The organism is Pseudomonas sp. DP-17, assembly GCF_022380625.1.
Taxonomy (GTDB): domain Bacteria; phylum Pseudomonadota; class Gammaproteobacteria; order Pseudomonadales; family Pseudomonadaceae; genus Pseudomonas; species Pseudomonas nitroreducens_A.
Map to the genome: position 1 here is coordinate 278,960 of NZ_JAKSXG010000008.1, position 21,760 is coordinate 300,719.

General features: G+C 66.6%; 24 protein-coding genes. 8 read left to right on the forward strand and 16 right to left on the reverse strand.

All coding sequences use genetic code 11. From position 1 onward, the window contains the following. Positions 1–12: 12 nt before the first annotated feature. The gene (locus MJ122_RS14235) at positions 13–429 is read right to left on the reverse strand and encodes a hypothetical protein (RefSeq protein ID WP_239744597.1); all 417 of its coding nucleotides are present in this window, start codon (positions 427–429) and stop codon (positions 13–15) included. 64 nt (positions 430–493) lie between these two features. Between MJ122_RS14235 and MJ122_RS14240 the strand changes: the two genes are divergently transcribed. Continuing rightward, on the forward strand, positions 494–1,585 hold the full coding sequence (locus tag MJ122_RS14240; protein ID WP_239744598.1) for an aminopeptidase: 1,092 nt from the start codon (positions 494–496) through the stop codon (positions 1,583–1,585). Positions 1,586–1,610: 25 nt separating this feature from the next. Here the strand turns inward: MJ122_RS14240 and MJ122_RS14245 are convergent, their stop codons facing one another. Continuing rightward, the gene (locus tag MJ122_RS14245; protein WP_239744599.1) at positions 1,611–3,134 is read right to left on the reverse strand and encodes a 3-hydroxyacyl-CoA dehydrogenase; all 1,524 of its coding nucleotides are present in this window, start codon (positions 3,132–3,134) and stop codon (positions 1,611–1,613) included. 47 nt (positions 3,135–3,181) lie between these two features. Then, positions 3,182–4,813, reverse strand: a complete 1,632-nt coding sequence (locus MJ122_RS14250) for an AMP-binding protein (RefSeq protein WP_239744600.1) — start codon at positions 4,811–4,813, stop codon at positions 3,182–3,184. A 209-nt stretch (positions 4,814–5,022) separates the two neighbouring features. Here MJ122_RS14250 and MJ122_RS14255 point away from each other — a divergent pair, with 209 nt between their 5' ends. Continuing rightward, positions 5,023–5,808 carry an IclR family transcriptional regulator gene (locus tag MJ122_RS14255; protein WP_088420576.1) on the forward strand — a complete coding sequence of 262 codons (786 nt, stop codon included), beginning with the start codon at positions 5,023–5,025 and terminating at the stop codon, positions 5,806–5,808. Between the two features lie 483 nt (positions 5,809–6,291). Here MJ122_RS14255 and MJ122_RS14260 read toward each other — a convergent pair whose 3' ends face one another. From MJ122_RS14260 to MJ122_RS14275, 4 genes are all read right to left on the reverse strand, one after another. After that, positions 6,292–7,422 (reverse strand): acyl-CoA dehydrogenase, encoded by a 1,131-nt coding sequence (locus MJ122_RS14260; protein ID WP_239744601.1) that lies wholly within the window; start codon positions 7,420–7,422, stop codon positions 6,292–6,294. 10 nt (positions 7,423–7,432) lie between these two features. Beyond that, a complete protein-coding gene (locus MJ122_RS14265; RefSeq protein ID WP_239744602.1) occupies positions 7,433–8,623 on the reverse strand; it encodes an acyl-CoA dehydrogenase family protein in 1,191 nt (396 codons plus the stop codon). Between the two features lie 10 nt (positions 8,624–8,633). Further along, positions 8,634–10,727 (reverse strand): 3-hydroxyacyl-CoA dehydrogenase NAD-binding domain-containing protein, encoded by a 2,094-nt coding sequence (locus MJ122_RS14270; protein WP_239744603.1) that lies wholly within the window; start codon positions 10,725–10,727, stop codon positions 8,634–8,636. A 201-nt stretch (positions 10,728–10,928) separates the two neighbouring features. After that, complete coding sequence (locus tag MJ122_RS14275) at positions 10,929–11,213, reverse strand: hypothetical protein (RefSeq protein ID WP_088420566.1); 285 nt, start codon at positions 11,211–11,213, stop codon at positions 10,929–10,931. Positions 11,214–11,392: 179 nt separating this feature from the next. On the opposite strand from MJ122_RS14275, the gene MJ122_RS14280 reads away from it, so the two are divergent. Beyond that, positions 11,393–12,343 carry an alpha/beta hydrolase gene (locus MJ122_RS14280; protein ID WP_239744604.1) on the forward strand — a complete coding sequence of 317 codons (951 nt, stop codon included), beginning with the start codon at positions 11,393–11,395 and terminating at the stop codon, positions 12,341–12,343. Between the two features lies 1 nt (position 12,344). On the opposite strand, the gene MJ122_RS14285 is transcribed toward MJ122_RS14280, so the two are convergent. Next, positions 12,345–12,800, reverse strand: a complete 456-nt coding sequence (locus MJ122_RS14285; protein ID WP_239744605.1) for a GNAT family N-acetyltransferase — start codon at positions 12,798–12,800, stop codon at positions 12,345–12,347. Positions 12,801–12,843: 43 nt separating this feature from the next. Continuing rightward, the gene (locus tag MJ122_RS14290) at positions 12,844–13,761 is read right to left on the reverse strand and encodes a LysR family transcriptional regulator (RefSeq protein ID WP_239744606.1); all 918 of its coding nucleotides are present in this window, start codon (positions 13,759–13,761) and stop codon (positions 12,844–12,846) included. Between the two features lie 98 nt (positions 13,762–13,859). Here MJ122_RS14290 and MJ122_RS14295 point away from each other — a divergent pair, with 98 nt between their 5' ends. After that, positions 13,860–14,147 (forward strand): DUF2218 domain-containing protein, encoded by a 288-nt coding sequence (locus MJ122_RS14295; protein WP_239744607.1) that lies wholly within the window; start codon positions 13,860–13,862, stop codon positions 14,145–14,147. A 243-nt stretch (positions 14,148–14,390) separates the two neighbouring features. On the opposite strand, the gene MJ122_RS14300 is transcribed toward MJ122_RS14295, so the two are convergent. Both MJ122_RS14300 and MJ122_RS14305 read right to left on the reverse strand, forming a co-directional pair. Further along, positions 14,391–14,672 (reverse strand): type II toxin-antitoxin system RelE/ParE family toxin, encoded by a 282-nt coding sequence (locus MJ122_RS14300; protein ID WP_017517689.1) that lies wholly within the window; start codon positions 14,670–14,672, stop codon positions 14,391–14,393. Beyond that, positions 14,669–14,896: a CopG family ribbon-helix-helix protein gene (locus MJ122_RS14305; protein ID WP_088420556.1), complete on the reverse strand. Its 228-nt coding sequence runs from the start codon at positions 14,894–14,896 to the stop codon at positions 14,669–14,671. Before MJ122_RS14305 ends, MJ122_RS14300 begins: the two co-directional genes overlap by 4 nt. A gap of 250 nt (positions 14,897–15,146) precedes the next feature. Here MJ122_RS14305 and speB point away from each other — a divergent pair, with 250 nt between their 5' ends. The 4 genes from speB (at position 15,147) to MJ122_RS14325 (ending at position 18,239) form a co-directional block, all read left to right on the forward strand. Next, positions 15,147–16,103, forward strand: coding sequence for an agmatinase (gene speB / locus MJ122_RS14310; RefSeq protein WP_239744608.1), 957 nt, complete (start codon positions 15,147–15,149; stop codon positions 16,101–16,103). 75 nt (positions 16,104–16,178) lie between these two features. Next, positions 16,179–17,102 (forward strand): LysR family transcriptional regulator, encoded by a 924-nt coding sequence (locus MJ122_RS14315; protein WP_239744609.1) that lies wholly within the window; start codon positions 16,179–16,181, stop codon positions 17,100–17,102. After that, complete coding sequence (locus MJ122_RS14320) at positions 17,099–17,821, forward strand: phytanoyl-CoA dioxygenase family protein (RefSeq protein ID WP_239744610.1); 723 nt, start codon at positions 17,099–17,101, stop codon at positions 17,819–17,821. Before MJ122_RS14315 ends, MJ122_RS14320 begins: the two co-directional genes overlap by 4 nt. 16 nt (positions 17,822–17,837) lie before the next feature. Continuing rightward, positions 17,838–18,239 (forward strand): GFA family protein, encoded by a 402-nt coding sequence (locus MJ122_RS14325; RefSeq protein ID WP_239744611.1) that lies wholly within the window; start codon positions 17,838–17,840, stop codon positions 18,237–18,239. 138 nt (positions 18,240–18,377) lie between these two features. Here the strand turns inward: MJ122_RS14325 and MJ122_RS14330 are convergent, their stop codons facing one another. The 5 genes from MJ122_RS14330 to MJ122_RS14350 form a co-directional block, all read right to left on the reverse strand. Beyond that, positions 18,378–20,336 (reverse strand): DUF4105 domain-containing protein, encoded by a 1,959-nt coding sequence (locus MJ122_RS14330; RefSeq protein WP_239744612.1) that lies wholly within the window; start codon positions 20,334–20,336, stop codon positions 18,378–18,380. Continuing rightward, positions 20,333–20,668 carry a DUF2388 domain-containing protein gene (locus MJ122_RS14335; protein WP_017517696.1) on the reverse strand — a complete coding sequence of 112 codons (336 nt, stop codon included), beginning with the start codon at positions 20,666–20,668 and terminating at the stop codon, positions 20,333–20,335. The genes MJ122_RS14330 and MJ122_RS14335 overlap by 4 nt, the downstream gene beginning before the upstream one ends. Positions 20,669–20,705: 37 nt before the next feature. Then, positions 20,706–20,999, reverse strand: a complete 294-nt coding sequence (locus MJ122_RS14340) for a DUF2388 domain-containing protein (RefSeq protein ID WP_088420544.1) — start codon at positions 20,997–20,999, stop codon at positions 20,706–20,708. A 115-nt stretch (positions 21,000–21,114) separates the two neighbouring features. Further along, entirely contained in the window at positions 21,115–21,435 is a 321-nt protein-coding gene (locus MJ122_RS14345) for a DUF2388 domain-containing protein (RefSeq protein ID WP_088420542.1), read from the reverse strand. Between the two features lie 92 nt (positions 21,436–21,527). After that, entirely contained in the window at positions 21,528–21,725 is a 198-nt protein-coding gene (locus MJ122_RS14350) for a DUF1127 domain-containing protein (protein WP_088420540.1), read from the reverse strand. Positions 21,726–21,760: the final 35 nt, after the last annotated feature.

Consider the following 21,760-nt stretch of genomic DNA (forward strand, 5'->3'; position numbering starts at 1 on the left):
AGCATACCCCGCTCAGGCCTTGGCGCAGCCCCGTTCGCGGCCGCGGGCGATTTCGCCGCCCTGGGCGTCGTAGAGCTTGGCCCAGGGGCGGAAGCCGATGCTGCCGGTCTCCAGGCGGTAGCGCTGACCGGCGCTGAACTCCTTGTATTGCACGGTCATCTCGCAGTCGCGCCACAGCGCCTCGTCCACCGGGCCGATGTCCACAGGCTCGACCTGGAACTGGAAGCGCACGCGCAATTCGTGGGAGCCTGGGTCGACCTCGAAGTAGCGGGTGCTGGACCATTCCTTGTTGTCCACTTCCATGGCCGCCAGGTCACTCTGGCTGTTGGTGTCCAGGTCGACCCAGGCGCGGTTCGGGTCCGGCTGGGGCATCAGCAACGAACAGCCGCTCAGGGCGAGCAGGCCGGCAGGTATGAGAAGGGCGCGCATCGGTGGTGCTCCTGGTCGAAAGGGTCGGCAGCGGGCGGAACAGGCGCTGTGCTATGTTCCGCCCATGCCCTTCCGCCTTCTTATCCCGACACTCGACCGCCGCCTGTGCCGCTGGGTTCCCTGGCTGGCCATCTGGGCGCTGAGCGGTTGTTCCACCGTGGGCTACTACGGCCAGTTGGCGGATGGCCAGATACGCCTGCTCGCCGCCCGCAAACCGGTGGCCGAAGTGGTCGCCGACCCGACCCGCGACCCCGCCTTGCGCCAGCGTCTTGAGCTGTCCCAGGAAGCCCGCGCCTTCGCCAGCGCCGAGCTGGGCCTGCCGGACAACCAGAGCTACCGCCTCTACGCCGACATCCATCGGCCCAACGTGGTGTGGAACGTGTTCGCCACACCCGAGCTGTCATTGCAGCCGCTGACCCACTGCTTCCCCATCGCCGGCTGCGTGGCCTACCGCGGCTATTACGGCGACAAGGGCGCGCAGGCCGAGGCGAAGCGTTTGAAGGAACGGGGGCTGGACGTCTATGTCGGCGGCGTGGAGGCCTATTCGACCCTCGGCTGGTTCGACGACCCGATCCTCAGCAGCATGCTGCGCTGGGGTGACCAGCGCCTGGCCGAGACGATCTTCCACGAGCTGGCTCACCAGAAGTTCTACCTGCCGGGCGACACGGCGTTCAACGAGTCCTATGCCTCCTTCGTCGAGGCCGAGGGCGGCCGTCGCTGGCGCGAGGCACGCCACCTACCGGACGAATCGCCGCTGCTGGCCGAGCAACGCAAGCGCTTCACCCAGCTGGTACTCGATACCCGCGAGCGCCTGCAGGCGCTCTACGCCAGCCCGCGCAGCGAGGCACAGAAGCGTGCCGGCAAGCAGGCCGAATTCGAGCGCCTGCGGCGCGACTACGCGCAGATGCGTGATCAGGACTGGGGCGGCAAGGCGCCTTTCGACGCCTGGGTCAACGGCCCGCTGAACAACGCCAAGCTGCTGCCCTTCGGCCTCTACGACCAGTGGGTGCCGTCGTTCGCCGCGCTGTTTGCCCAGGTCGGCGGCAACTGGCCGGCGTTCTATGCGCGGGTGGAAAAGCTTGGAGCGCTGCCACCTGCTGAGCGCAAGGCCGCGCTGGAGAAGCTGGAGGCTGGGGAGTTCGTCAGCTTCCGCTGAAGTCTGCGCGGCTGCAGGTTGAGCCTCACTCCGGCCTGTCCGGGCTGTGCAGCGGCAAGTCCAGTTGCACGCGGCGGCGCAGCCATGGGCTGGGCCGGTAGCGCGCCTCGCCGTAGCAGGCCTGCAGGCCCTGCAGGATGGTGAGGATGCGCGCAGCCCCGTAGTGCTCGCCGAAGGCCAGCGGGCCCAGGGGATAACCCAGCGCCAGTTGCACCGCGCGGTCCAGCGTCACCGGGGTGGCGATGCCGCGCTGGGTGATCTCGCAACCCAGGTTGACGATCCCGGCGACCACCCGCTGGCTGATGAAACCAGGCGAATCGTTGATCACTTCCACCGGCACGCCGTCGCTGCCCAGCGCCTGGCGCGCCTGGGCTTCGAGCTTGGGGTCGAGCGCCGGCTGGCGCATCAGCACACGGCGGCGGTCCAGCTCGGTGAAGGTCTCCAGCGCCAGGCTGCGCTCCGGCGGCAGGCCGAGGGCGTCGATGCGCGTGCTGGCGTCCGTCCCCAGCGGGGTGACCAGGCAGATGGCCCGTGATGACGGCGCTTCGCTGGTCTCCAGCACCACGCCGCCGAGGGTAAGGATCGCCGCCACGCGGTGGCGCAATTCCGGGTCCTGGCTGTCGAGCCAGTAAGGGCGATTGAGCAGCACGGCCTCGTGCTGCTCCTCGGGTTCGCGCACGGGTTGGCCGTCGCGGTAGCGGTAGAAGCCCTCGCCACTCTTGCGCCCCAGCAGGCCGCCGGCGACGCGCTGCGCGGCCAGCGGCGAGGGGGTATAGCGCGGGTCCTGGTAGAACTGCTGGTAGAGCGATTCCATCACTGCCTGGGAAACATCCAGGCCGGTCAGGTCGAGCAGCTCGAAGGGCCCCATGCGAAAGCCCACGCCGTCGCGCAGGATGCGGTCGATCTGCGCCGGGCTGGCGATGCCCTCGCCGAGGATGCGCAGCGCTTCGGTGCTGAAGGCGCGGCCGGCGTGGTTGACGATGAAGCCGGGGCTGTCCGGCGAAACCGCCGGGTAATGCCCGGCCTGCTCCGCCAGCCGGCTCAGGCGGCGCACCACCGACTCGCTGGTGCGCTGGCCGCGCACGACTTCGACGATGCGCATCAGCGTCACCGGATTGAAGAAGTGGAAGCCGGCGACCCGCTCCGGATGCAGGCAGCGCGCGGCGATGCGGGTCACCGAGAGCGACGAGGTGTTGCTCGCCAGCACGGCGTCCGGCGCCACGCGTTTTTCCAGCTCGGCGAGCAGCGCCTGCTTGGCGCCGAGGTCCTCGATGATGGCCTCGATCAGCAGGTCGCAGTCGGCCAGCTCATCCAGGCTGTGGGTCGGCAGCAGGCGCTGCATCGTCGCCGCGAGGCCGTCCGCGGCGAGCTTGCCCTTGGCAACCGCGCGCTCCAGCAGCTCGCGGTTGAAGGCCAGGGCCTGCTCCACGGTCTGCGGGTTGCTGTCGTACAGGCGTACGGGCAACCCGGCACTGGCGAACAGCTGGGCGATGCCGCGGCCCATGGCCCCGGCGCCGATCACGCCGATACGGTGGAAGGACTCGGTCATGCTGCGGGTCTCGTCGTGCGCACCTGCATCAACCATAGACGCTGTGCTCACGCGGTGGTCCTTTTGGCCAGTTCCAGGTCGCGCAGTTGCCGGCGCAGCAGCTTGCCGACGCTGGTCTTGGGCAGTTCGTCGAGCACCTCGACGAAGCTCGGCACCTTGTAGCCGGTGAGGTGCTCGCGGCAGTGGGCGATGATCTGCGCCGGCGCCAGCGTCTCGTCCCTGAGGCTGACGAACAGCTTCACCGACTCGCCCTTGCGCTCGTCCGGCACGCCGATGGCCACGCACTCGCGCACACCGGGGTGGCGCATCACCGCATCTTCCACCTCGTTGGGAAACACGTTGAAGCCGGAGACCAGGATCATGTCCTTCTTGCGGTCGACGATTTTCAGCATGCCGTCGGCATCCAGCTCGGCGATGTCGCCGGTCTTCAGCCAGCCATCGGCGGTCAGCACCTGGGCGCTCTCCTCCGGACGCTGCCAGTAGCCCTGCATCACCTGCGGGCCGCGCAACCACAGCTCGCCCGGCTGGTCGGGGCCGGTGTCGTTGCCCTCCTTGTCCACCGTACGCAACTCGGTATCCACCAGCGCCTGGCCGACGTAGCCCTCACGGTACGGGCTCAGCAGCGTGCCGGTGGAAACCACGGGAGATGCCTCGGTGAGGCCGAAGCCCTCGCGCACCGGCGCACCGGTCAGCGTTTCCCACCGCCGGCCTACTTCGCGGTTCAGCGGCGCGCCGCCGGAGGTCACCCACTTCAGGTGGCTGAAATCGATGCCGGGAAAGTCCGGGTGGTTCATCAGGCCGACGAACAGGGTGTTGATCCCGCTCATCAGGGTGAAGGGGTAGCGGCGCATGGCACCGAGGATCTCGTCGAGGTTGCGGCCGTCGCGGATGAACACCGTGTGCAGGCCCATGCCCACCGAGGACAGGCAATTCGTCGCGAAGGCCATGATGTGGTAGAGCGGCAGCGGCGCGATGCGCACGTCGGTGGCCGGGTCCAGCAGGCCGGGACGCAGGAACAGCTCCAGGGTCTGGATGACGTTGGCGATCAGGCTGCGGTGGCTGAGCATGGCGCCCTTGGACACCCCCGTGGTGCCGCCGGTGTACTGCAGCAGGGCGAGGCGATCCAGGCCCGGCTCGGCGTCCACCGGCGGCGCCTCGGCGCCCAGGCGCAGGGCCTGCTGGAAGCGGGTGCAGTCAGCCTCGTCGCTATCGAAATGCGGGTGTTCAATATCGTCGATCGAGGTCAGCAGCACCTGTCGCACATCGGTCTGTGCCTGCACACCGCGCAGCAGCGGCAGCAGGCGGTCGAGCAGCAGCACGGCGCTGGCGCCGGAGTCGGCCAACTGGTGGCGCAGCTCGCTGGCGGTGTACTGCGGGTTGGTGTTCACCAGGACCACGCCGGCCTTCAGCGCGCCGAAGGTGGCGATGGGGTACTGCAGGGAATTGGGCAGCATCAGCGCCAGGCGCTCGCCCGGTTGCAGGCCGGCATGGTGGCGCAGGTAGCGGGCGAAGGCGTCGGCCTGGAGCTCCAGCTCGGCGAAGCTCAGGTGGCTGTCGCCGCAGGAGAACGCGAGGCGCTCGGGGAATTCGCGGCAGGCGTCGCGCAGCAGGTCGTGGAGGTTCTGGTAGTCGTGACGGGCGATCTCGCGGGCCACGTGACCGGAGGGTTGAGCAGACATCGACTTCTCCGTTCTTTCTCGAGCCTGTGTTGGCCCTGGATTCGAATTGTTGTTCTGCACAGCGAAACATCGTGTCGAAATCGATGGTATGCGATAGGCTAGCCCGGCGCAACGAGTACACGCGGACCGCTGCGTGGCGACGGGGCGATCTGCTATCGTTCGCCCGCGCCGCGCGTGGCGCCGCAACAGCAATCCCCCGCCGAGGCCCCATGAGCGACGACGTCGAAGACAGCAGCAACCCCAAGGACCGCAAGTACGTCGAGGCGCTCGCCCGCGGACTGGACGTGCTGCGCGCCTTCACCCACGGCTCGGTGGTGCTCGGCAACCAGGAAATCTCGCGGATCACCGGCCTGCCCAAGGCGACGGTGTCGCGCATGACCTACACCCTGACCCAGCTGGGCTACCTCTGCTATTCGCAGCAGCACGAGAAGTACCAGCTGGATTCCGGCGTGCTGGCGCTGGGTTACGCCTATGTCTCCAACCTGCGCGTCCGCCAGCTGGCCAAGCCGTACATGGATGCCTTCGCCCGCCGTACCAACACCACGGTCGGCCTCACCTGCCGCGACTGGCTGTCGATGATCTACGTGGAAAACTGCCGCCCGCCGGAAGCCACTTCCCTGCGTATGGACGCCGGCGTGCGCCTGCCGCTGGCGACCACTGCCGCCGGCCGCGCCTACCTCGCGGCAACCCCGCAGCAGGAGCGCGAACACCTGCTGTCGGCACTGCAGGAGCGGCATGAGGGGGATTGGGCGGTGATGCGCGCTTCGCTGGATGCGTCCTTCGAGGAGTACTACGAGCACGGCTTCTGCCTGTCGCTGGGCGACTGGGACCGCAACGTGCGCGCTGCCGGCGTACCGCTGCGCCTGGCCGACGGCGGGCTGATGGCGCTGACCTGCGGGGCGCCGTCGTTCCAGCTCAGTGAAGAGACCCTGCGCGGGTCGCTGGCCCACGAGCTGGAAATCCTGGCGCGGGATATCGAGAGCCTCGGGGCCTGATTTTTTTCCGCGCTTTCGTAGGAGCGCTTTTTGTTTGGGTGTTTCTGCGCCGCTTCGGCGTGCGATGGGATTTCCTGTTTCGCCCCCTCGGGCGAGTTACTTTTCCAAACGCCGAAAAGTAACCAAAAGGCTTGCCCCTCCATCCGGTTTTTCGCCTAGGCGAAAAATTCCCTCGTTGAAGCGAAGTTTCAGGGGCACGCCACGACGGGCCATCCCTGGCCCATCGTGGCTCTCGCGACATCCATGTCGCTCAACCCCTGAAACTCCGCTTCAACGAGGCCTCCTGAAAGGGGCGGTTCGGAGTGCGCGGCGGTTTCTCTGGAAGTCTTCAAGAGCCAGAGCCAGAGCCAGAACTGAGCCGGGGTGTAGCGGGCGGCTGTAGCAGCGAGCTTGCTCGCGAACCGCCCAGCGCCGGAGCTGCCGGTGAAGTCTTTCGCGAGCAAGAGCTAGGCGCCCCCTCGCTCCTACATGGGCAATACCCCGCTACGCCACTTCCATCAGGCTCGCATAGGCCTTCAGGTGATGATCGTCGTCACCCAGCTGGTGGCTGAGCATCACCAGGCGCTTGGCGTGGTGCGCCAGCACGTATTCCCAGGTCATGCCGATGCCGCCGTGCAGCTGGATCGCCTGTTCCGCCACGTAGCGCGCGGCGCGGGTGACGATGAACTTGGCGGCGGCCAGGGTGCGGCTGCGCTCGGCGCTGTCGGGCTGGTCGGCGACGCAGGCGGCGAGGATCGCCATGCTGGTGGCCTGCTCCAGCTCGCTGCGCATGTCCACCATGCGGTGCTGCAGCACCTGGAACTTGCCGATGGAGATGCCGAACTGCTTGCGGGTCTTCAGGTAGTCCAGGGTCAGCGCGCAGGCTTCCTGCAGGCTGCCGAGGGCTTCGGCGCACTGCGCGGCGATGGCGCGGCCCTGTTGGTAACGCAGGGCCGGCAGCGCCTCGCCCGGCACGCCGAGGGCTTCGCCAAGAGCACCATCGAGGAACAGCTCGCAGGCGCGCTGGCCGTCCACTGTCGGGTACTCGCGGCGGCGGACGCCCGCTTGCTGCGGATCGATGAGGAACAGGCCGATGCCCGCCTCGTCCCGCGCATTGCCGCTTACGCGAGCCGAAACCAGGATCGCCGTGGCGCTCTGCCCGCCGATCACCACCGCCTTGCGTCCGCTCAGCTTCCAGCCGCTGCCGGCCTGCTCCGCGCGGGTCTGCACGTCGTGCAGCTGGTAATGGCTCTGCGGCTCTTCCAGCGCGACCGCCAGCTGAGCTTCGCCGCTGGCGATGCGCGGCAACCAATTATCCTTCTGCGCGTCGCTGCCCAGTTGGGCGATCAGGCCGCCGCCGTGCACCACCGATTGCAGGTACGGCTCCAGGCACAGGCCGCGGCCCAGTTCGGTGAGTACCAGCATGCTCTCGACACCGCCGCCGAAGCCGCCGTACGCCTCGGGTAGCGACACCGAGGTCAGCCCCAGTTCGCCGAGCTGGCGCCAGAAGTCAGCGCTGTAGCCCAGTTCGGAGCGGCTGAAGCCTTCGCGCTTGTCGAACGGATATTCGTCGCGCACCAGGCGCGCCGCGGTGTCCTGCAGCATCTGCTGCTCTTCGCTCAGTTTGAAGTCCATGGTCAGGCCCTCACAGCTCGAGAATCATCTTCGAGACGATGTTCTTCTGGATTTCATTGGAGCCGCCGAAGATCGACAGCTTGCGCAGGTTGAAGTACTGGCTGGCGGGGGCCGCCGAATAGTCGGCGTGCAGCGGCTCGGCGCCCAGCTCGAATTCGTCCTCGATGAAGGGCAGCGCGTAGGGGCCGAGGACCTTGCGCAGCAGGTGGCTGATCGCCTGGCGGATTTCCGTGCCCTTCACCTTCAGGATCGAGCTTTCCGCGCCCGGCACGCCGCCTTCGCGGGCGGCGGCGAGGATGCGCAGGGTGCTCATCTCGATGGCCATCAGCTGCATTTCCACTTCCGCTACCTGGGCGCGGAACAGAGGGTCTTCGAGCATCGGCTTGCCGTCGCAAAGCTCACGACTGGCCACGCGCTTGAGGTGCCCGAGCACCGCCTTGGACGCGCCGATGCCGGCCAGGCCGGTGCGCTCGTAAGTGAGCAGGTACTTGGCGCAGGTCCAGCCTTCGTTCTCGCGGCCGACGAGATTTTCGACCGGCACGCGCACGTTATCGAAGAAGACTTCGTTGACCTCGTGCTCGCCGTCCAGGGTGATGATCGGCCGCACGGTGATACCGGGGGTCTGCATGTCGATCAGCAGGAAGCTGATGCCGCGCTGCTGCTGCGCCTCGGGGTCGGTGCGGACCAGGCAGAAGATCCAGTCGGCATGCTGGCCGAGCGTGGTCCAGGTCTTCTGGCCGTTCACCACGTAGTGATCGCCGTCGCGCACGGCGCGGGTCTTCAGCGAAGCGAGGTCGGAACCCGCGCCCGGCTCGGAATAGCCCTGGCACCACCAGTCGGTGCCGTCGAGGATGCGCGGCAGGTAGTGTGCCTGCTGCTCGGGCGTGCCGAACCTGATGATCACCGGGGCGACCATGTTGACGCCGAAGGGGATGGTGCGCGGCGCGCCGAACGCGGCGCATTCCTCTTCGAAGATGTGCTTCTGCACGGCGTTCCAGCCCGTGCCGCCGAACGCCTCCGGCCAGTGCGTCGCGTACCAGCCCTGCTCGGCGAGCACGCGCTGCCAGCGCTGGTGGTCGCCCTTGTTCAGGTGCTTGCCCAGGCGCACCTTGGTGGCGATGTCCTTGGGCAGCTTGGTTTCCAGGAAGTGGCGTACGTCATCGCGGAACGCCAGTTCTTCAGGGGTGAAATGGATATCCATGGCGGGTCCTCTACAGATCGGCGAAGCGGCGGCCTTCGGCCACCAGGCGTTCGAGCAGCGGTGCGGGCTTCCACCACCCGCCGAGGCGCTGGTGGAACTCGCGGATTCTTTCGAGCACGTGCGACAGGCCCACGCTGTCGGCATGGAACAACGGGCCGCCGCGCCAGCTGGGGAAGCCGTAGCCGTTGAGGAAGATCACATCGACGTCGCTGGCGCGCTGGGCGATGCCTTCGTCGAGGATGTTGGCGGCCTCGTTGACCAGTGAGTAGATACAGCGCTCGACGATCTCCTCGTCAGTCACTGGCGCGCGGGTAATACCGCGTTCGGCCGCGGCCTGTTCCAGCATGGCCGGCAGCGCCGGGTTGTCCTGCGGGGCGCGGCCGCCTTCGGCGTAGCGGTAGAAGCCGGTGCCGGTCTTCTGCCCGAGCATGCCGGCGGCGATCAGGTGATCGAGCACGGTGGGCAGCGTCTGGCCGGGCTTGAGGTTCGGCCGCTGGCGCGAGCGGATCGCGTGACTGATGTCCAGGCCGGACAGGTCGCGCACTGCCAATGGCCCCATGGCCATGCCGAAGCTGCGTAGCGCGCGGTCCACCTGCGCCGGTGTGGCGCCCTCCTCCAGCAGGAACTCGGCCTGCCGGCCGTACTGGAAGATCATGCGGTTGCCGACGAAGCCATCGCACACGCCGACCGCCACCGCAACCTTCTTCAGGCGCTTGCCCAACTGCATGGCGGTGGCCAGCACGACGTCCGAGGTGGCCTTGCCGCGTACCACTTCGAGCAGGCGCATGACGTTGGCCGGGCTGAAGAAATGCAGGCCGACCACGTCCTGCGGGCGTTGGGTAAAGGCGGCGATCTCATCGAGGTCCAGCGAGGACGTATTGCTGGCGAGGATCGCGCCGGGTTTGCAGACCGCGTCCAGTCGTTCGAAGACCTGGCGCTTCACGTCGAGGCTCTCGAACACGGCCTCGACCACCACGTCGGCATCGCCCAGCGCGGCGTAGTCGAGCACGCCACTGATCAGGCCCATGCGCCGTTCCATCTCTTCAGCGCCCAGGCTGCCGCGTGCCACGCTGGCGGCGTACAGGCTTCGGGCGCGGTCGAGGCCGCGTTGCAGGGCCTCTTCGCTCACTTCCAGCAGTTGCACCGGGAGGCCGGCGTTGGCGAAGCACAGGGCGATGCCAATGCCCATGGTGCCGCCGCCCACAACGGCGGCGCGGCGAATTTCCCGTGGTTGTACATCGGCCGGCAGCCCTTCGACCCGCGCCGCTTCGCGCTCGGCGAAGAAGGCGTGGATCAGCGCGGCGCGCTGCGGCGATTCCATGCACTGCATGAACAACTCGCGCTCGCGCACCAGGCCGTCGCGCAGCGGCAGCTGGGTGGCGGCTTCCACGGCGTCGATGCAGCGTTGCGGCGAGAACTGACCGGGAAGGCGCTTCTGCACTTCGCCGCGCTTGTGGGCGATCAGCTCGGCCAGGCCGCTTTGCTGTACGCGCCCGTTGCATTCGCCGGTGCGGCGCGGGCCCTTGCCGTCCGCCAGTAGGCGCTGGGCGTAGGCGAGCCCGGCTTCGATCGGGTCGCCGTCGAACAACTCGTCGACGACGGTGAATTCGAAGGCTTCTGGCGCGCGGATCGGCGTGCCGGAGACGATCATGTCCAGGGCCTTCTCGACGCCGGCCAGGCGCGGCAGGCGCTGGGTGCCTCCGGCGCCGGGCAGCAGGCCGAGCTTCACTTCCGGCAGGCCGACCTGGGCGTCACGCCGGGCGATGCGGTAATGGCAGGCCAGGGCGACTTCCAGCCCGCCGCCCAGGGCGGTGCCGTGGATCACGGCGACGCTGGGTTTGCTGGCGCCTTCGAGAACATCGACCACTTCGGGCAGGGAGGGCGCTTGCGGCGGCTTGCCGAACTCGCGGATATCGGCGCCAGCCATGAAGGTGCGCCCAGAGCACAGCAGCACCACCGCCCGCACCTGCGGATCGGCCTCGGCCTGCTGGAAGGCAGCGAGCAGCCCGGCGCGGACGGCATGTCCGAGGGCGTTCACCGGTGGGTTGTCGACCGTTACCAGGGCTATCTCGCCCCGGCGTTCGAGCTGTACCGCTTCTGACATGCGTTGCTCCGTTTTTCTGTTGTTTTAACGGAATGATGTTTCGCTGTGCAGAATACGATGCTGTTTTTTAGTGGGGGATTGCAAGGCTTTTCGTAGCGTCAAGGGGGCCCGGCTCGTTGCTCGTGAGCGAAACCGCTGCGAGGCTGGCGCACTTCGCGCTGGACGCCTGTCGCGGACAGAGTCCGCTCCTACGCTTCCGAATCATGGCTTTTGCGTGCTGCCGGCGACCAGCAGATCGCCATGCAGCTCGCAGTAGCATTCGTCGTTCCAGCCATAGTGCGGGTCGCGGCAGATCGAATGGCGCACGGGGCCGGATTCGCTCGGTTTGCGTGTCTTCAGGCTGTCGCGAAGGGCCGCGTAGATCGAGCCGGGCTGCGGCCAGTCGGTGCGCACGGGGCCTTCGCCAAGTTGGTTGCCGGCGCGCAGTTCGGCCCGCAGGATGGCGTCGAGTTCCGGACAGAGCTCGGCGTTGGGCTGGCTTCTCATGGAGGTCCTTCCTGAAACGGGGTCGGTAAAGGTGCCGTGCATTATCCGCCGTTTTCCCGCGCCGCTTTGCCGAGTGGGTCGCTTGCCCGGGCCAGGTCCGTTCATTCGTCTGGTGAATGGGGTTCGGCCGGCGCGCCGGGATTGGCATAGTGAACCTCACCTTTTACGGAGCGTGCGCCATGAACGAGTTCGAGCACCAGGTGCTGGCGGTCAACGGCATCCAGCTCAGCCTCTACAGTTGCGGGCCGGCGGACGGCAAGCCGGTGTGGTTGCTGCACGGCTTCCCTGAGTGCTGGCATTCCTGGCAGCACCAGATGCGCGCCCTCGCGGCTGCCGGCTACCGCGTGTTCGTCCCGGAAATGCGTGGCTACGGCCAGACCAGCGCGCCGCAGGAGGTGGACGCCTACGACGTGCTCACGCTCTGCGCGGACATCCAGGGCGCCATGGATGCGCTGGGACATGAGCGCGTGGCGATGGTCGGGCATGACTGGGGCGCACCGGTGGCGTGGCACCTGGCGCTGCTGGAGCCACAGCGCGTGGAGGTGCTGGCGACGCTATCGGTGCCCTTCGCTGGCCGCGCAAAACGCCCGCCGGTGGAGATCATGCGCGAGGTATTCGCCGGCAAGTTCTTCTACATCCTTTACTTCCAGCAGCCCGGCCGCGCCGAGGCGGAGCTGGACGCGGACATCGCCCAGAGCCTGCGCCACTTCCTCGGCGACAACGTGCGCCTCGCCCCGGATCAGTCACCCGACGGTCGCCTGTTCGACGGCCTGTCGCAACCGCCGGCGCACCCGGACTGGTGCAGCGCCGAGGACTTCCAGTGGTATGTGCGGACCTTCGAGGGGCGTGGTTTCTACGGCGCGCTGAACTGGTACCGCAACTTCGAGCGCAGCTGGCAGCGGACCGAGCCGCTGGCCGGGCGCAAGGTCGAGCAACCGACGCTGTTCCTGATCGGCGACCGTGACCCGGTCGGCCGTTTCGAGGCCTACACCGTGCAGCGCATGCCCGAGCATGTGCCCAACCTTGAACAGCATGTGCTGGAGCACTGCGGCCACTGGATCCAGAACCAGCAGCCGGAGCGGGTCAACGCGCTGCTGGGGGATTTCCTTGGCCGGCATTATCCGGTCTGAATCACGCCTCGCGGCGCATACCGATGTGCGGGATGTCGTCTTCCAGATAAACCTCGGTCACCGGCGAGAAGCCATATCGACCGTAGTAGCCCTGCAGGTGCGCCTGGGCCGAGAGGTACACCGGCAGTCCTGGCCAGCGCTGGGCGATGGCCCGCAGCGCCTGCTCCATGAGCTGGTGCCCGAGGCCGGTGCCGCGGCCCTGCGGGGCGATCACCACGCGGCCGATCACCGCGTCGCCGTCGTGGCGTTGAGGGTCCAGCAGGCGCAGGTAGCCGATCAGCTGGCCGTCTTCTTCCACCATCAGGTGGCAGGTGTCGCCGACCAGGTCCAGGCCATCGACTTCCTGGTAGGGGCATTTCTGCTCCACCACGAAGACTTCGGTGCGCAGTTGCAGGATGGCGTAGAGCTCTTCCTTGGTCAGGTCGCGATGGTGCTTGCAGGTCCAGTTCAGGGCCATGTCGTATTCACTCCGGTCATCAGGACAACCATGGTAGCGCGCCTCAGACCGGTGCGTGGAAGCGCAGCGTAGTGGAGCCGCCCAGGTGCCGGCGCAGTGCCTCGATGGCGACCTTCACCTTGGCCGGCTGGGCATCGCGGCGCGGGGTGACGGCATAGATGCCGAACGGCGGCAGTGTCCATTCCGGCAGCAGCCGCACCAGCCTGCCCTCCTCCAGCGCCTCGCGGACTTCCGGCTCCGGCTGGGCGGAAACGCCAAGGCCGTCGAGGGTGAACTGGCGCAGGGCGATCATGCTGTTGGCGGCGACTCGCGCTTCGAGCCGCAGCTTGCAGCTCTCCCCGCCCGGCCCGCTGAAATTCAGGTAGCCCTGGTGTGCCATGGTGTTCAGGGCGAGCCAGTCGACGCCTTGCAACTGCTGCGGATGGTCAATGACCGGTAGTCGTCGCAGGTAGCCAGGCGCAGCGCAGATGACGTTGTTCCACTCGGCCAGGTGCCGCGCCACCAGGCTGGAATCGGACAGGCTGCCCACGCGGATGGCGAGGTCGATGCGCTGCTCGATCATGTCGATCTGTTCATCGTGGAAGAACAGTTGCAGGCGCAGCTGGCGGTGGTTTTCCAGCAGCGGGCGCAGCGCCTCGGTGATCAGCTTGCCGGAGAACCCCACTGGCGCCGCCAGGCGCAATTCCCCCACCGGCGCTTCGCGCCATTCGCCCAGGCGCTGCTCTGCTTCCTCGGCGATGGCCAGCATCTGCGCGCAACTCCGATAGAAGGCTTCGCCGGCTTCGGTCAGCGTCAGCTTGCGGGTTGTGCGGTGCAGCAGCGTGACCTGGGCATGCGCTTCGAGCTTGCGGATCTGCTGGCTGATTGCCGAAGGCGTCATGCCCAGCGCCTCGGCCGCCGCGGCCATGGAACCGCGAGCGACCACGGTGGCGAACACCGCCATGCCGCGAAGATTGTCCATTGTGAAGCTCCGCTAAAGAGTGAAAGGCAAAATAGCGGGTTTTTCCCTTGATTGCCGGCGCCTAGGATGTCAGCTCCCAAAAATGGAGAAGAGAAAAGATGCCTTCGAGCCGCGCCCACGTCCCCACCCCCGATGCCGCGCGCTATCTCAAGCGCCTGTGCAACCACTTTGCCCACAAGCTGCCGGTCGAACTGACCGACGACCGTGGCTTACTGCCCTTCGATTTCGGCACCTGCCGCCTGCACGCCACGCCATCAGCGCTGCTGATGGATGCCGAGTCCACTGATGCAGAAAGCCTCGAGCGCCTGCAGAACGTGGTGGTCAGCCACCTCGACCGTTTTGCCTGGAAAGAAGGCCAACTGCCGGTGAACTGGCAAGTCGCCTGATAGCGCTGGCGGAGAAAACGCGAAAACGAAAAACCCGGCCAAGGCCGGGTTTTTTATTGCCTGAAAAAAACCAAACGTCACTCAGGCCTAATGACCATTGGTTAATAAATGGTCATTAAAAATCCAAAGCTACATTTCAAGTCGGAAAATCGACCAATTTATTGAATTTAGGTCGCTTATACATTTTTCGTACAAAAACCGAAAGTCAATAGTTTGAAACATCTTGTAACCGTGTGGCCACTTTTACCCCGAGTTATCCACACGGTCGATGCGCAAAATCTGTACAGAACGCCCTTTCAGCCGAAAAGCGGCCTGGTACGGCCAGCGCTCCACCGGTAGCTCGCGCACGCCGGGTACCTCGCTGGGCACGCCGCTGCTGCTCTTCTCCAGGTTCGCCAGTGGGCGCACCTGCTCGACGATGTCCTGGATGGCGCGCAGCGCCTTTTCCGGGCCGATCAGCACGACGTAGTGGTCGTAGATGGCGTCCAGGTCTGCTGCGGCCTTGTGCGTCCATTGCAGGCTCATGCCAGCGCCCACTTGGCTTCGATGGCTGCGTGATCCAGCAGGTGGCCGGCATCGGCGTCCGCCACTCCTTCATCGATTGCCGCTACGTGCCAGCTCTGGCGCTCCAGGTACTGCGCCAGCGCCTGGCGCAGGTGGTAGGGCCGGTCCCGGTGGGTGGCGCGGGCCAGTTGGTCCAGCGCCGCCACGAGGGCGTCATCGGCGCGGAACGAAACAACAGTGGTCACTTTTTGAACAGCTCCGTTTACGCTGTATACAGAGTAGACAACGATAACATACGTATACCAATCAAGCACTTGGCGAGGACGAAGTTTTTCCCCAAAAAGCCGTACAAGGCCGCAACCCGGGCCGCCGCGGCTTTGGTGGTGACTTTCGCGGGAGCGAAAGCTGGCTTGCGAACTTGGGGATTTGATCGAGGAAGGGGGCATTCGAAGCTGGCGAGGCACTGACTGATTACCTCATTACAAGGAACCGACAATGCCCAAGGATTTCCCGCAGCCCCTGGATGCTGCGCAGGTACCGCGTTTCGCCGGCATCCCCAGCTTCATGCGCCTGCCCATCTTCGAGGACCCGGCGCAGGTGGATATCGCCCTGATTGGCGTGCCCTGGGATGGCGGCACCACCAACCGCGCCGGCGCCCGGCATGGCCCGCGCGAGGTGCGCAACCAGTCGAGCCTGATGCGCAAGGTGCACCACGTCAGCCACATCGCGCCCTATGACCTGCTGCGCATCGGCGACATCGGCGACGCCCCGGTGAACCCCATCGACCTGCTCGATTCGCTCAAGCAGATCGAAGGCTTCTACCGGCGCATTCACGCCGCGGGCACCATCCCGCTGTCGGTGGGCGGCGATCACCTGGTGACCCTGCCGATCTTCCGTGCGCTGGCCGCCGAGCGGCCCGTCGGCATGGTGCATTTCGACGCCCACTCCGATACCAACGACCGCTACTTCGGCGACAACCCCTACACCCATGGCACGCCATTCCGCCGTGCCATCGAGGAAGGACTGCTGGACCCGAAACGCACCGTGCAGATCGGCATCCGCGGCTCGATCTATGACGCCGACGACGAGGCCTTTGCCAACGAGCAGGGCATCCGGGTGATCCACATGGAAGAGTTCGCCGATCTGGGCGTCGCCGCTACGCTGGCCGAAGTGCGCCGGGTGGTGGGACAGGAGCCAACCTACGTCACCTTCGACGTCGACGTACTCGACCCGGCCTTCGCCCCGGGCACCGGAACGCCGGAGATCGGCGGCATGACGACGCTGGAGGCTCAGCACATGATCCGCGGGCTGCAGGGGCTGAACCTGATCGGCGCCGACGTGGTGGAGGTTTCGCCGCCGTTCGACCAGGGCGGGGCGACCGCGCTGGTGGGCGCCACCCTGATGTTCGAGCTGCTCTGCGTCCTGGCCGATTCGGTCGCCGCGCGCCGCTGACTGCCCTGGGGGTTCACGGGGCGGCGCGCTCGGGGCTATAACGAAAGGCCTGCGGCCGTCGCCACGAGAACTCCCATGCTGGGCAATCTTTCCGATATCGACCTGCGCCTGCTGCGCACCTTCTGCACCATAGTCGAAGCAGGCGGCTTCACCGCCGCTCAGGTGCGCCTGAACACCAGCCTGTCGCGGCTGAGCGTGCTGGTGCGCGACCTCGAACTGCGCCTGGGCTATTCGCTCTGCCGCCGCGGCAGCAGCGGCTTCCAGCTCACCGAGGAAGGGCAGCAGCTGTACGAAGCGGCGCTCGGGTTGTTCGCCGATATCGGCCGCTTCCGCGAACAGGTGACGGGCCTGGGCGGGCGCGATCGGGAGATTCTGCACCTGGGCTGCGTCGACGGCGTGCTCGGCCAGCAGTGCTGGCCGCTGCCCCTGGCGATCCGGCTGTTCCGCGAGAGCTTTCCGCGGGTCCGCCTGAACCTGCATACCCAGCGCCCGGACGAGCTGGAAAACGCCGTGCTGGAGGAGCGCCTGCAGCTGGCCGTCGGCGCCTTCCACCATCGGCTGTCGGGATTGTGTTATCAGCCGCTGTTCCGAGAAGAGCAGAATCTCTATTGCGCCCCGGGACATCCGTTCTTCGATTGCGCGCAGGACGAACCTTCGCTGGATCAGATCGCCGCCGCCGAATACGTCGGGCGCGGCTACATGAACGAAAGCCGCCTGCCCCATGGGCTGGACTTCCGTCGCTCCACCATCGCGTACAGCATGGAAGCCATCGCCAACCTGGTGTTCAGCGGGACCTTCATCGGCTATCTGCCCACCCACTACGCAGCCGAATGGGTCGCACAGCAACGACTGCGGGCGATCCGGCCGGCGCAGCTGGCATTTGTCTCGGAATTCCACTGCGTGACCCGGCAGGGCGTGGAGCCGGGGCAAATGCTGCGGACCTTTCTCGCGGCGCTGGAGAGTGCGCAGATCCGGTTGGGCGCCGGAGAGCCGGCGTGACTGGCAGCCTGCAGGCCCTGCATGAGGACGGCTTCGTCCTGCTGCGCGGCGTGCTCAATGCGCAGCAGGTGGCAAGGGTCCGCGGATTGATCGATGGGCTTAAGCCATATCACTGGGACTACGAAGGTTTGGTCGATCACTACAAGTGCGTGTTCAACCGCTCGCCGCTCTGGTTGCCCTATCTCGACCCTCCGGGCCTGATCGAACTGGCAGAGGCCGCATTGGGCACTGATTGCCACGTGATCGGCCAGACCGCCTGGCGCTGCCATCCCGGCTTCATCGGCGCCGACATGCACCAGGACTACCTGCCGGTCGCGCTGCCGGGATCTGGTATCGATCTGCCCATGTTCGTCTGCACTGCGCAGGTCTATCTCGATGACATCGACGAAGCGCTGTGCCCCACTTGGGTGATCCCCGGCAGCCACCGCGCGGGGCGCGCGCCTGCGCCCGACGAGCGCGAATGGGCAGGCAGGGTGGCCGAACCGGTGCTCTGTAGCGCAGGCGATTGCCTGTTGTTTCGCAGTGACCTGTGGCACGCCGGCAGCCGCAACCTGAGCGAGCACACGCGCTACCTGCTTCAAGTGCACTATGGCCGTCGGATGGTCGCGCAGAAGTTCTCGCCTTACCTGGACTGGACCTTCAATCCCGAGGTGCTCGCCGCCTGCACACCTCGCCAGCGGCGTCTGCTGGGGGACCATGAGGCAGCCGAGTACGACTGAAAAGGGAGGATCAACGATGAGTGCCGTGCATACCGGCGGCTGCCATTGCGGCCAACTGCGTTACGAATGCGATGCCGAACTGACGGACGTCGCCCATTGCCATTGCTCGATCTGCCGGCGTACCACCGGCGGTATCGTCACGACCTGGGCGACAGTGCCGCTGAAGAGTTTTCGCTGGACTCACGGCGAGCCTGCCGAGTACCGCTCCTCGCCGCCCTGTGTGCGTTACTTCTGCCACCACTGCGGTGCCCAGTTGGCCCTGTTCACGGACCAGGCTCCGGAGACGCTGGATGTCACCACCGCGACGCTGGATGAGGTCGCCACGGTGCTGCCGAACCGGCATATCTGGGTGAACAGCCGGCTGCCGTGGATTCACCTGGACGAGCAGCTGGAAGAGGAGTGGGAAGAGCGGTTCTAGAGTGGCAGGACCCGAGCGGGCTTCGTCGGGGAAGCCAACGTAGGATGGTGTGGAGCGAAGCGATACCCATCACCGGCCGGGCGCTGGCTCTGCGTGGCTATCGCTTCGCTCGACCCATCCTGCAGAAAGCCATTTCAGCTAAGGCAGCTCCAGTCCGCCCGACGCCTTGTGCAGCTCGCGCAGGTGCGCGCCGATCTGCTTGGTGTTGGCTTCCAGCGCGGCCAGCTCGTCACGACGCTCCGGAGTGAGCAGGGCGCGGACTTCGCGGTCGAGGTTATCGCTGAGCTGGCGCAGGCGCTGCTGGCGCTGCTGGGTCTGCTTTTCCAGGGTCGCGGTGTCCGACACCTGGGGCAGGCCGTAGCCGCCGTCGAGCAGCTCGGCCGGGCGGCTGAGGAAGCCGCTGTCGTCGAGGATCTGCTGCAACGTCTTGCCGGCTGCCGCGAGGTCCGGCTTGCTCTTCATGGCGTCCGGGTTGCTCAGGTAGAGGCGCTTGAGTTCGTCCTGGGCCAGCAGCAGCTGGCGGCGCAGCGAGGCCTGTTCGAGCAGCAGCAGGGCGGCGCTCGAGCGCAGGTCGGCCTTGTCGAACCACGGGCGGCGGTCGACGGCGGGGAGGGCGAGCCAGTCTTCGACCTTGTCCTGCGGCACGTTCATGCGTTTTTTCAACACCTCGAACATGGCCTGGTAGCGGTCGCGGAAGGAGTCGAAGCGATAGCCCAGACGCAGCGCTTCCTTGGGGTTGTCCAGCACGCTGGCGTCGGCAATGCCCTTGTTCTCCAGCAGGCCGAGCACGCCGTAGGGCGTGATGCTGTCCATGGTCTGCAGGCTCTGGCGCTGGATGCCGCTGCGCAGCAGCTTGAGCGTCTCCACCGCGCAGTTGTTGGACAGGAAGTAGTAGTTGCCGTCATAGCTCCAATGGCTCTGCGCAGCGCGCTCCACCAGGCTGGCGACTTCGTCGCGGCTGAGCTTGAGCGGGATCGAGGCGAGGCTGCGCAGCTCGACCTTGGTGTACTCCTCGATGACCTGGGACAGCGGCAGCACGAACAGGCGCGACGGGTAGGCGCCGGTCAGGCCGTCCCAGCTGGAAAGCTGCAGGTCGCCGACGAAGGCTCGATAGGACAGCACCAGGTGTTGATCCAGGTCCAGCCGGCAGGCCGGGCCGCGCGGGCGTCCCGGCGCGCAGACCACCAGGCGCAGCATGGTGTGGCCCCAGCGGCTGGCGATCTCGTTGTTCGCCTCGGCGATCAGGTAGTCGACCTCATAGACGCGCTCAGGGTCCAGGTAACCCAGTGGCTGGCGACCGAAGTCGCGGCCGGCGTTGAGGTAGGCGTATTGCGTCGAGCATTCATCGTGCGGGCGCTCGCCGAAGCGTTCCGCGTAGTAGCGGTACAGCGCCGGGCGACGGCAGGCGAAGCTGCGGTCGAGGAGGAAGTACTCCATATTCACCGCGACATACTCGCGCGGGTTGGTCAGTTCGTACTTGTCCGGGCTGCGCAGCAGGAAGCGGTTGTGCTGCTCGCGTTCGCCATGCTTGCCGGCGTATTGCGGCCAGCCAGCGAGGTCGAGCAGGCGTGGATCGTCCGAGAGGCTGAAGCGGCGGCCAGTCTGGCCACGGCAATCGTCCGGCGCGCCGACGCGGCCGAGACTCTTGTCGCGCATCGTGCAGCGGCGGATCACCCGGCCTTCGTCGGTATCCCAGAGGCGGGCGCGGTCGTAGAGGTGGGTCAGCTCATGGAGCAGGGTGGCCAGCAGTTCGCGGCGCAGGGTGCCATGGGTACGGCCGGTCTGCTCGGTGGCGGCGCTGCCGTCGGTGAGCGGGCCGAGATAGCGGGTATTCAGGGCGATGGCGCCGGGGCGTAGGGTGCGCCCCATGCCATTGCTGGGCAGGTCGTCGCGCCATTGCACCTGGACGCTGCGGTCCAGGCGCTGCACGAAGCTGTCCGGCAGGGTGTGCAGGGCTTCGTCCAGCAGTTGCTGGCTAGCCTGGCGCTGGGCGGCGCTCAGGCCGTCGGTGTCCAGCTCCAGGCGCAGCGCGGCGTGGCTGCTGGCGGCGACTATCAGTGCCAGGGCCGCCAGCCAGCGGCCAGCCCGGAGTCTCACAGAGCGAGGATGGCTTCGGCCAGGTCCTGGTCGGAGGCTTCGCGCGCCTGTGGCACCTGCTCGCGCAGTACCTTGAACGCGGCTTCCAGCTGCGCACCACGGATCGCGCCGTCGCTGCCGACATAGCTGGCGGCATCGTCACGGGCTTCGCGGACGACCTTCATGTCGCGCACCGAGGTGGTGGTGTCCGAGGTGAAGTCGATGCTGCGGGCGAAGGCGTTGGTGGTGATGTTGAACACGCGGACCACCGATTGGGCCTGGGCGGTGGACGCGCAGGCAGCGAGCAGCAGGCCGAGGATCAGGGGGCTCTTGGAAAGCGAGCTGAGGCGCATGGATGTCTCCGAAAGGGCAGCGGGGGCTGCTCACGACTTACTTGGCAAGAATGGCTTCGGCCAGTTCCCGATCGTTCGCCGCCAGTTCCGGATGCTGCTGGCGCAACCAGTGCAGCGCAGCCTCCAGGCGGGCACCGCGCAGGGCTCCATCGGTCGCCACGAACTGCGCCGCGTCGTCGCGGGCGCCGCGCAACAGTTTGTTATCGAAGGGCGCGCTGGTGACCTGGCTGGTGGCGTAGCTGGTCCCTACCGGGAACTGGGTGGTCTGGTCGAATGCCTGGGTGGGCAGGGAACAGGTCAGTAGCGGCAACAGGAACAGCAGGGTACGCATGGGCTCGGACGATCAGGAAAGCACGGCCGACAAGGCTAACGGAATGCGCTGTGGAGAGCCAGCGCAGAGCGCCGGGCGGAGCGCCCGGCGCGGGAGGGATTCAGCAGCGAAGCACTCAGATGGTGAGGATTGCCTGGGCCAGCTGCTGGTCGTCGGCGGCCAGGGTCGGCAGCTTGCCGCGGATGTGGGCGAGGGCGGCTTCCAGGTGTGCGCCGCGGATCTGGCCTTGGCTGGCAACGAAGGTGGCTGCGTCGTCACGGGCTTCGAGGACGATCTTGTCGTCCTTGAAGGAGTTGCTGATGTCCGAGGTGCCGTCGGAAGTAGCGCCGGTGGCGCGTACCGACAGGTCGGTGGTGTAGACGAAGCTGGTGGCAAAGGCGCCAGTGGTGCAGCCGATCAGGGCAGCGGCGGCGATCAGGCGAAGGCTGTTCTTCATGGAGTGGCTCCGGATAAGACCAAGCAAAGGTGGCCGGGGCGGCCACTCTAACTGTGCTCAGACTAGCCAAGACTGACCGGCGTCACCAGCATTCAGCGCCAGAATGGTTTCGAGATTTCTCTCACACGCTCGCTGGGGCTGATGCCCAGGTCGGCCAGTTGCAGGCTGGTGAGTTCGGCAAGCTGGCGGCGGGTGCGGGCGTTCTGGTGCCATTGGTGCAGCAGGTGCCAGAGGGTCTGCTGTGTCCCGGCAAACGGGTTGGTTGCCGATCGGGTGAGGGGGCGTTCCATGACGGTGTCCTCCGGCTCCTTTGGGGAGCAAGTGG

Bases quoted from the DNA above. Each gene is read 5' to 3' on its own strand.
- MJ122_RS14235 (WP_239744597.1), bottom strand. From the start codon at position 429: ATGCGCGCCCTTCTCATACCTGCCGGCCTGCTCGCCCTGAGCGGCTGT.
- MJ122_RS14240 (WP_239744598.1), top strand. From the start codon at position 494: ATGCCCTTCCGCCTTCTTATCCCGACACTCGACCGCCGCCTGTGCCGC.
- MJ122_RS14245 (WP_239744599.1), bottom strand. From the start codon at position 3,134: ATGACCGAGTCCTTCCACCGTATCGGCGTGATCGGCGCCGGGGCCATG.
- MJ122_RS14250 (WP_239744600.1), bottom strand. From the start codon at position 4,813: ATGTCTGCTCAACCCTCCGGTCACGTGGCCCGCGAGATCGCCCGTCAC.
- MJ122_RS14255 (WP_088420576.1), top strand. From the start codon at position 5,023: ATGAGCGACGACGTCGAAGACAGCAGCAACCCCAAGGACCGCAAGTAC.
- MJ122_RS14260 (WP_239744601.1), bottom strand. From the start codon at position 7,422: ATGGACTTCAAACTGAGCGAAGAGCAGCAGATGCTGCAGGACACCGCG.
- MJ122_RS14265 (WP_239744602.1), bottom strand. From the start codon at position 8,623: ATGGATATCCATTTCACCCCTGAAGAACTGGCGTTCCGCGATGACGTA.
- MJ122_RS14270 (WP_239744603.1), bottom strand. From the start codon at position 10,727: ATGTCAGAAGCGGTACAGCTCGAACGCCGGGGCGAGATAGCCCTGGTA.
- MJ122_RS14275 (WP_088420566.1), bottom strand. From the start codon at position 11,213: ATGAGAAGCCAGCCCAACGCCGAGCTCTGTCCGGAACTCGACGCCATC.
- MJ122_RS14280 (WP_239744604.1), top strand. From the start codon at position 11,393: ATGAACGAGTTCGAGCACCAGGTGCTGGCGGTCAACGGCATCCAGCTC.
- MJ122_RS14285 (WP_239744605.1), bottom strand. From the start codon at position 12,800: ATGGCCCTGAACTGGACCTGCAAGCACCATCGCGACCTGACCAAGGAA.
- MJ122_RS14290 (WP_239744606.1), bottom strand. From the start codon at position 13,761: ATGGACAATCTTCGCGGCATGGCGGTGTTCGCCACCGTGGTCGCTCGC.
- MJ122_RS14295 (WP_239744607.1), top strand. From the start codon at position 13,860: ATGCCTTCGAGCCGCGCCCACGTCCCCACCCCCGATGCCGCGCGCTAT.
- MJ122_RS14300 (WP_017517689.1), bottom strand. From the start codon at position 14,672: ATGAGCCTGCAATGGACGCACAAGGCCGCAGCAGACCTGGACGCCATC.
- speB (WP_239744608.1), top strand. From the start codon at position 15,147: ATGCCCAAGGATTTCCCGCAGCCCCTGGATGCTGCGCAGGTACCGCGT.
- MJ122_RS14315 (WP_239744609.1), top strand. From the start codon at position 16,179: ATGCTGGGCAATCTTTCCGATATCGACCTGCGCCTGCTGCGCACCTTC.
- MJ122_RS14325 (WP_239744611.1), top strand. From the start codon at position 17,838: ATGAGTGCCGTGCATACCGGCGGCTGCCATTGCGGCCAACTGCGTTAC.
- MJ122_RS14335 (WP_017517696.1), bottom strand. From the start codon at position 20,668: ATGCGCCTCAGCTCGCTTTCCAAGAGCCCCCTGATCCTCGGCCTGCTG.
- MJ122_RS14340 (WP_088420544.1), bottom strand. From the start codon at position 20,999: ATGCGTACCCTGCTGTTCCTGTTGCCGCTACTGACCTGTTCCCTGCCC.
- MJ122_RS14345 (WP_088420542.1), bottom strand. From the start codon at position 21,435: ATGAAGAACAGCCTTCGCCTGATCGCCGCCGCTGCCCTGATCGGCTGC.
- MJ122_RS14350 (WP_088420540.1), bottom strand. From the start codon at position 21,725: ATGGAACGCCCCCTCACCCGATCGGCAACCAACCCGTTTGCCGGGACA.